The organism is Amorphus sp. MBR-141, from assembly GCF_053628695.1.
In genome coordinates, this window is sequence record NZ_JBRJGW010000062.1 from 1 (window position 1) to 7,311 (window position 7,311).

General features: G+C 63.6%; 8 protein-coding genes and 1 pseudogene. 4 read left to right on the forward strand and 5 right to left on the reverse strand.

Going from position 1 to position 7,311, the window contains the following annotated elements; genetic code table 11:
- Positions 1–293 precede the first annotated feature (293 nt).
- The 3 genes from ACSSVZ_RS27645 to ACSSVZ_RS27655 are packed head-to-tail and all read right to left on the reverse strand — an operon-like array spanning position 294 to position 2,031.
- The gene (locus ACSSVZ_RS27645; protein ID WP_453974085.1) at positions 294–974 is read right to left on the reverse strand and encodes a TetR/AcrR family transcriptional regulator; all 681 of its coding nucleotides are present in this window, start codon (positions 972–974) and stop codon (positions 294–296) included.
- Positions 975–1,021: 47 nt separating this feature from the next.
- The gene (locus ACSSVZ_RS27650; RefSeq protein ID WP_453974086.1) at positions 1,022–1,315 is read right to left on the reverse strand and encodes a TolC family protein; all 294 of its coding nucleotides are present in this window, start codon (positions 1,313–1,315) and stop codon (positions 1,022–1,024) included.
- Positions 1,300–2,031 (reverse strand): TolC family protein, encoded by a 732-nt coding sequence (locus ACSSVZ_RS27655; RefSeq protein WP_453974092.1) that lies wholly within the window; start codon positions 2,029–2,031, stop codon positions 1,300–1,302. Before ACSSVZ_RS27655 ends, ACSSVZ_RS27650 begins: the two co-directional genes overlap by 16 nt.
- Before the next feature lie 265 nt (positions 2,032–2,296).
- Between ACSSVZ_RS27655 and ACSSVZ_RS27660 the strand changes: the two are divergent.
- A pseudogene (locus ACSSVZ_RS27660) lies at positions 2,297–2,638 on the forward strand (transposase); the annotation flags it as partial.
- Positions 2,639–2,931: 293 nt separating this feature from the next.
- Here ACSSVZ_RS27660 and ACSSVZ_RS27665 read toward each other — a convergent pair.
- Positions 2,932–3,177 (reverse strand): TolC family protein, encoded by a 246-nt coding sequence (locus ACSSVZ_RS27665; RefSeq protein ID WP_453974087.1) that lies wholly within the window; start codon positions 3,175–3,177, stop codon positions 2,932–2,934.
- A 364-nt stretch (positions 3,178–3,541) separates the two neighbouring features.
- The gene (locus ACSSVZ_RS27670) at positions 3,542–4,129 is read right to left on the reverse strand and encodes an acyloxyacyl hydrolase (protein ID WP_453974088.1); all 588 of its coding nucleotides are present in this window, start codon (positions 4,127–4,129) and stop codon (positions 3,542–3,544) included.
- 318 nt (positions 4,130–4,447) lie between these two features.
- On the opposite strand from ACSSVZ_RS27670, the gene ACSSVZ_RS27675 reads away from it, so the two are divergent.
- The 3 genes from ACSSVZ_RS27675 to ACSSVZ_RS27685 all read left to right on the forward strand — a co-directional run bounded on the left by ACSSVZ_RS27675 (position 4,448) and on the right by ACSSVZ_RS27685 (position 7,270).
- A complete protein-coding gene (locus ACSSVZ_RS27675; RefSeq protein ID WP_453974089.1) occupies positions 4,448–4,909 on the forward strand; it encodes a MarR family winged helix-turn-helix transcriptional regulator in 462 nt (153 codons plus the stop codon).
- Positions 4,910–5,117: 208 nt separating this feature from the next.
- Positions 5,118–6,698, forward strand: a complete 1,581-nt coding sequence (locus ACSSVZ_RS27680) for an MFS transporter (RefSeq protein WP_453974090.1) — start codon at positions 5,118–5,120, stop codon at positions 6,696–6,698.
- Between the two features lie 14 nt (positions 6,699–6,712).
- Positions 6,713–7,270, forward strand: a complete 558-nt coding sequence (locus tag ACSSVZ_RS27685) for an HlyD family secretion protein (RefSeq protein WP_453974091.1) — start codon at positions 6,713–6,715, stop codon at positions 7,268–7,270.
- Positions 7,271–7,311 lie beyond the last annotated feature (41 nt).

Here is a 7,311-nt window from a genome sequence, read left to right on the forward strand (position 1 = left end):
GTGAAGGAGATGCCGCTGCGCATACGTCAGACTCGCACGGCCGCGCCGTCAGAGGAATCCCCAAGCGGACTCCTTTGATCCGATCAATCCACTAGTGCTCTGCGCGGCAGAGATCTTAAGGACACTTCGGACGATCAACACGGTTCCGGCGGCATATGCCCATTTCTGGCGTCTGCGAAAAACTCGCTCCCCGGGATCTGCCAGACCCAATCAGCAACCTACTGGAGTATTTTGCGCAAGGTCTTGATCTGGAGCCATTCCCGCGATCAACATATCGATCGGATCGGTGAGGCTCATCCGAGTCCGCAGCCGTCGAGGAACAATTTGACTGACGCCTTCGTCTCCCGGCGCATCTGAGGAGTAACCTTCGGCGGCAGCAGCCCAATGACGACATGCCGGAAGGGGCGTTCGACGACGAGCGCGACGAACTGTCCCGCCAGCAGTCTCAACTCCGCTTTGGTCTTTCCTTTGCCGATCGGGCTCTCCTGGAGGATTCCGACAAAAAAGGCGAGTGCCGGTTCCCATACGACGGCTTCGAATATCCGGGATAACTTCGGGAATTTCGCACTTTCCGATACCAGAAGACGATGGAGCTGAATGACAGCGGGGGAAAGCGCGAGTTCGAGGCACGTCTCACCCGCGCAAGTCAGGCGATCATAGAGTACGGAGCCGGATGGCGTGGAAAGCTCCAAGAGCTTTAGACGTGTCCGCATGAAGTTGAGCATTACCGTCTCAAACAGTTCGTCCTTCGACGGGAAACGAGTGTAGAGTGTTCGCTTCGAGCAACCAGCAGCAACGGCGATGGTGTCCATGTTGGTTTCAGCAAAGCCATTGTCGAGGAACAGATTTGTGGCGGCTACGACAATGCGTTCGGTGACGAGTTCGCCTTCGCCTTTTTTCGGTCGTCCACGGCGCGGAGTTTCGACCGGCGCCTCCCGTAGCTGGTCATCGATTTCGTCAGTGAGTCTGCTCATGGCTTCGACTTTGCGCTTGGGCGTTCTTGACGGCAAGGGTCGCATAGTCAGTCCCGAGCTCGCCATTCCTTCGCGACCATTTCGGCTGGACGCGGTAATGGGACGACCGTCTCCGGCGTAGCCTGCCAAACAAGGCCGAGGCTCTTTTGCAAGGCCATAAAGGCGTTGGTCTGCTCCGCCTGCGCCTGTGCAAGACGCTGCTCAGTGTCGAGGCGTTGGCGCTCGACATCAAGTACGTCGATCACGCTCACCGTGCCAGCATCGCGCATGTCGCCCATCAGCCGGGAAGCATCGCTGGCGGAGCGATAGGCTTTGGCGAGATGGATTACATCTCGGGGCAACGACGGAACTCGCTGAGGGACGATTCAGCGTCCTGAAGAGCGGCGAGAACGACCTGCCTGTAGTTGGTGAGTGCTCCGCAAACGCGCCCTTTGGCTCCTCGGCTTGCGCATCGACCCGTCCGAAAGACAGCACATTCCACTGGAGAGACGGGCCGCCAAACGCACTGAGTGAACCGCCGTGAACAGGTTTCCGACGTCTTTCGCCGTGCTCGCGCGGAGGCCGACAAGGGAGACCTTTGGAAAATACTCTGCGACGGCCTGTCCGATTTGGGCATTGCTGGCAGCGAGCCGGGTTCAGCCCGGCGAATGTCCGGCCGCCGACGAAGCAACCCCGCCGGATCGCCGACCATGACAGGCTTCGGACGCGAGGGGATCGGGCGCGGCTTCGCCAGAGATTTGTCGAGCTCTCCCGGTTCGAGACCGCAGAGCACGGCAAGCTGACCCATCGCCTGCTCGACCTGGGCCTCGATCATCGGGATTTGGGACTGGGTATTGCCGAGCTGGGTTTCCGGTCGGGCCAAATCGAATTTCGAAGCCGTGCCACCGTCTTCCTGCTGCCGGCTGAGCCCATAGCTCTTCTTCTGGTTCTGGAGCTCGACCGAGTGGCGGGCGATCGCCAGCTGCTTCTGAGCGCCTCGAAGGCTCACATAGCCTTGGCCCGCTTCGGCCGATGTTGTTGAAAAAGGCCGGTGTTGCCGCGGGTGAGAAGTCCTGATTCAGTCGGCATCAGCAGAGGAGGACGTAGCGATGATGGGCGATCGGCAGGTGACGCAGGAGGCGCTGTTCTACGAGTTCAGTGTCGAGCGCCATGTTCCGGCCGGCCATCTGGTGCGCTCGATCGACAGGTTCGTTGACCTGACCGATATTCGGACTCGCCTTCGCCCGTTCTATAGCGGTATCGGGCACCCTTCGATCGATCCGGAGCTGTTGAAGCGAACACGACCCTATGGCGGACGCGATCCGGACATGCCGCATGCCGACGGCTTCTTCCGCTATCGGGCCAGCAAGCTCGACTGCGATGCGTGGATGCTCAAGCCGCGATGCTGTCCCGGCGCCGTGGCCCGGAAGGTGCCGCGCTCAGTCCATGAAGGAGCACGCAACCTCCCGCGCGCCATCGCCCAAGAGGAGGAGTGGATCACCTCCCGACGCGAGCACAAGAAGGTTGAGATGTTGTTTGCCCACCTCAAGCGCATTCTCCGGCTGGATCGACTGCGACTCCGCGGCCCCAACGGCGCCCGCGACGAGTTCCATCTCGCTGCAGCTGCCCAGAACCTCCGAAAGCTCGCCAAACTTATCCAGATGCCGGCTCCAACACCTGCCTGACGGAAGGCGGCAGCGCGCGTCGTCCGGCGAATGCCCCAGCCGCCTCAACCCAGACGTCGACTTCTTCAACAACATCGGCCGAGAGCTGAACTTTCGCATCGGTGAGTGCGGCGGCGGCCTAGGCTCGGGCGGCAGCGCTTTCGGCCGCTCGTCGGTTCCCGCCGAAAATGTCGAGTTCCCAGGACGCATCGAAGGCTGTGCTGTTGGGGGTCGCTGGTCACGTGGTTCGGAATCGTCGGCAGGAGGCCGGCGTTGCTCGTCTCGGTCAGCTCGCTCAAGGCCGCTCCCGCTTTCTAAAGGGCATCGTTGACGCGATCCGTGTCCCCGAGCCCGATCCGGGTGCGATCGCCGAGTCCGAAGACTGTGCCTTTCGGCAGGAGCTTGGCGCGCGAGCCGGCATAGCGAGCCCGGGCCTGCTTCACGCGGGCCTCCGCTATGGCGACGTTCGGGTTGTTGACGAGAGCAGTTTCGATGAGCCGCCCCATTTCCGGGTCGTCGAAGGCGAGCCACCGCTTGGCGGCCGGAGAGGCCGGCGGCATTGCCTTGGATCCGCGTGTAAATGAACACTGAGGAGCGCATAGGGTGCCACGCCCGGTGCTCCTTCATAGTTCGGGCCGACGGCGCAGCCGGTGGCGAGGAGGCAGGCCCCGGGGTGATCGTCGCACGGCGGTGGGATCTGTCGGAATTACCTCAGGAGGTTACTGCCATACCCAAGCGCAGTTTTGGGCCGGCCGCGTAATTCGGGTTGCTTATGCAGGCGACAACAATTCGACGGATGGCAAAGACTCTCTTTGCTCCTCCATCGTCGATGGCTGTGCCGACTACGCAGAACATAACAAAGGAAAGGGCTCGGACTGAACCGACTGTTGATCGAGACGAACAACAGCCGAGCATTCTACCAAGTCAGAAGCGGTAGACCAACCGGGCTCCAGTCGATTCGAGCCCGTCATTGGCCGATGCGAGGCTCGCGTTGGAGACGTGATTCAAATAAACTTCTAGTCCAAGCTTTTCCGTCAGGTCGACTCCCGCGCTCGCCTGGAGATGGAACAGCACCGGCGCGCCGAGATCTTTGATACGCCCGTCGTCTCCCGCGTGTTTGTCGTCGGTGTTGAAAGATCCTCCAACGCTGAAGCCCAAATAGAACATGCGATTGAGCTGGACCTGCCAGTTGAGGCCAGCATAGAAGATATTAATCGGGTCGTCGGAAACGGCGACATCTGCACCGATATAGGGGCGAGGAGCGCCAAACACAGAAAGGAAAGTCGGGGATGGAGCTAGAATTTCCACATTGATCGTTCCACCCGAGAAGGTATTGGCGGTGAATGGGCCCGTGTCGTAGGCGCCGCCACCGAGCCGAAACTCCCATTCCCGAGCATGTACTGAAATCGATGCCTGCTTGGCAGGCGAGGAGTCGGCTGGGTCTTGGGCGAAAGTCTGCGACGGAAAGGCGAAAAGGAAGAGCGCGAGCCCGGTGAGAGCGCTTGATCGCATAGGTCCCTCAATGGTGCCGACCGATTCTCCTGAAAGTATACCAATCAGTTTGTTTTTGTCACGTGCGTGGCTGTCTCCAATTCGCCGGAGGTCAGCGTTAGGCCGACCAAATAGATGGTTCAAACCGGATCGCTCAATTGGGGGAAGCCAGCGGATGTCCAGTGACCGGCGCCCGAACAAGGGAGAAGGAGGCGGTAACGCGGCAGAATGGCTCCATCGGTGGGACCGGGACCGCGTGATCACGCGCGCCCTCTTGCACTGCAACAAATCGTCCGCTATTTATATGCGCAGCAATAGTTAGTGCACTATGGAAAGTCGATGGCACCGTCCACCAACGCTCTCACCTCCGAGTTTCTGGAAGCGATGACGAAGATCAGCCGCAAGCTGCGGACCACCTTCAACGCGCGGGTGACGGCGCACGGCCTGACCTATCCGCGGGCCCGGGCGCTGTTCAGGCTCGCCAAGCGACCCGGCATGACCCAGACCGAACTCGCCTGCGAGCTGGAGCTCGAGCAGCCGACCCTCGTGCGCCTTCTCGACCGGATGGCCGAACTCGACCTGGTCACCCGGGTGCCCGCCGAGAACGACCGGCGCGCCAAGAAGGTCGAGCTGACCGCACATGGCAAAGAGCAGGCGGCGCTGGTGCAGCGGCTGGGCGAAGAGATCCGCGACGAGATCTTCGAGGGTCTGGAGGATGGCGACCTGCGCGCCGCCGTCGCCCTGTTCGATCGGATCGCCGCGCAGCTCGAGCGCATGGGTGAGCCGGTCGAGCATGTCTGAGGCACCCGCCCCCTTCCGTTCCGAAGGTGCCGAGACCGAGCTGCTCCTCGAGCGGGCACCGGCCGTACCGGAACCGGATGCGCCGCGTCTGCGGGAGGTCACGGCCGCAGACGTTTCGCCTCCGGGCGAAGCTCCCGCCGACGCTGCGGCGCCGCCGGGGGGCGGCGCGGCCGCGGAGCCCCGGCCCGCGCCGCAGGGGCCGTCCGCCATGGCCCCGTTCGTGGCGCGCCATCCGCTCGTGATCGCGTCCTACATGCTGGCCTCGACGGTGATCGCCCTGACCCAGGGCCTCGGGATGAGTTTCATCTCGACCAACCTCACCCAGATTGCCGGCCCGCTTCAGGCGACGAACATGGAGGCGACCTGGCTGATGGCGGCCTATCTGGCGCCGAACGTCTCCCTGAGCCTGCTGCTGTTCAAGGCGCGCGCCCAGTTCGGCATCCGCAATTTCGCCGAGGTCTCGATCGTCGTCTATGTGCTGGTCAGCCTCACGCACCTGTGGGTGAGCGACTACGAGACGGCGCTGGTCGTGCGGTTCTTCGCAGGCGCCGCGGCGGCGCCGATGTCATCGCTCGCCTTCCTCTACATGCTCGAATGCGTGCCGCCGCAGAGGAAGCTGAACGTCGGTCTCTGTCTGGCGCTGATGGCGCTCGGCCTGTCTACGCCGGTGGCCGGGCTGCTCTCGCCCGGCCTGCTCGAACTCGGCGGCTGGCATGCGCTCTACGTGTTCGAGATGGGCCTCGCGATGGTGTCGCTCGGGCTGATCTACTGGTTGCCGCTGGCCTCGCCGCCGCGCGCCAAGGTCATCGGCGTCCTCGACATCGTCAGCTACCTGCTGGTCGCCGTCGGCCTCGGCGCGTTCGCCGTCGCCTTCACCACCGGCAAGCTCTACTGGTGGGGCGAGGCGCCGTGGCTGGGTGTCCTGTTCGCGGTCGGCATCGTGGCCATCACGGCGATGGCGGTGATCGAGCTCAACCGCGAAAACCCCCTGCTCGACGTCCGCTGGCTGACGTCGCGGGAGATCATCCATTTCACCGGCGCGCTGCTCGTCTTCCGGATCATCCTGTCGGAACAGTCGAGCGGCACCGTCAGCTTCCTGCGCCAGATGGGGCTCGCCAACGAACAGATGGCCGGCATCTACTGGGTGATGCTCGGTTCCGCCGTGGTGTCCGGCCTTTTCTGCGCCGCGATCATGAAGCCCGGGCGCGAACCCCTGATTCACGCCGCGGCGCTCGTCCTGCTGATCATCGGGTCCTATCTCGACAGTTCGGTGACCGTGCTCACCCGTCCGGAGCAGATGTATGTCAGCCAGATGCTGATCGGCTTCGCGGGCGGACTGTATCTGCCGCCGGCGCTCGCTGTCGGGCTGATGTCGGCGCTGAAGCGCGGCACCAACTACATCCTGAGCTTCATCATCGTGTTCCTCACCACCCAGAAGGTGGGCGGCATCCTCGGCAGCGCCGTGTTCGGCAGTTTCGTCACCCGCCGGGAGCAGTTCCACTCGAACGCGATCGTCCACCACCTGACCACGACGGATCCGATCGTCGGCCTCCGTCTCAGCCAGCTCGCCGGCGCCTACGGCCGCGTGCTCGCCGATCCGGTGCTGCGGAGCGCGGAGGGCGCGGCTCTCCTGTCCAGGCAGGCGACCCAGCAGGCCTATGCGCTGGCCTACTCCGACGCCTTCCTCGCGACCGCCGTCCTCGCCGCCTTCGCGCTCGGCTGCCTGATCGTCGACGAGACCATCGAACGCGTCTTCAAGACCCCGGCGGCCGTCCCGGCCACGGCCTGACAGATCGAACCGCCATGACCAAGATCTTCCGATCCTCCGCCACCTACCTCGCCCTCGCGATCGGCGCCGCCGGCATCCTGCTGGTTCTGTTCGCCTGGAACCTGCCGCCGTTCCACGGCTCGGTCGAGACCACCACCGACGCCTATGTGAGGGGGCAGGTCGCGCTGCTGAGCCCGCAGCTGTCCGGCTACGTCGTCGACGTGCCGGTGCAGGACTACCAGCATGTGAAGGCCGGCGATCTGCTGGTGGCGCTCGACGACCGGATCGCTGCCCAGAAGCTCGGGCAGGCCGAGGCGGCGCTCGCCAAGGCCAAGGCCGATCTCGACAATTCCGAGCAGTCCGAACGGACGGCCAAGGCCGGCATCGCATCGCGACAGGCCCAGCTCGAAGGCGCCAAGGCGGCGCTCGCCTCCGCCGCGAACGACTGGCAGCGCAAGCAGTCCCTGCAGAAGAAGGGCATCGTGACCGAGAGCGACGCCGACAAGAGCCGGTCGTCCTTCGATCAGGCGACCGCCGCGGTTGGCCTGCCCCATCGAGGTGGCCGGGGCGTAGAGTTAGAGTCCGGCGGTTAGGGCCGGCGGATGTGCCGACACGGCGCCAGGGTAAGGTGACC

Coding starts and splice junctions, on each gene's coding strand:
- ACSSVZ_RS27675 (WP_453974089.1), top strand. CDS start 4,448: ATGGCACCGTCCACCAACGCTCTCACCTCCGAGTTTCTGGAAGCGATG.
- ACSSVZ_RS27670 (WP_453974088.1), bottom strand. CDS start 4,129: ATGCGATCAAGCGCTCTCACCGGGCTCGCGCTCTTCCTTTTCGCCTTT.
- ACSSVZ_RS27645 (WP_453974085.1), bottom strand. CDS start 974: ATGAGCAGACTCACTGACGAAATCGATGACCAGCTACGGGAGGCGCCG.
- ACSSVZ_RS27680 (WP_453974090.1), top strand. CDS start 5,118: ATGGCCCCGTTCGTGGCGCGCCATCCGCTCGTGATCGCGTCCTACATG.
- ACSSVZ_RS27685 (WP_453974091.1), top strand. CDS start 6,713: ATGACCAAGATCTTCCGATCCTCCGCCACCTACCTCGCCCTCGCGATC.
- ACSSVZ_RS27665 (WP_453974087.1), bottom strand. CDS start 3,177: ATGCCGCCGGCCTCTCCGGCCGCCAAGCGGTGGCTCGCCTTCGACGAC.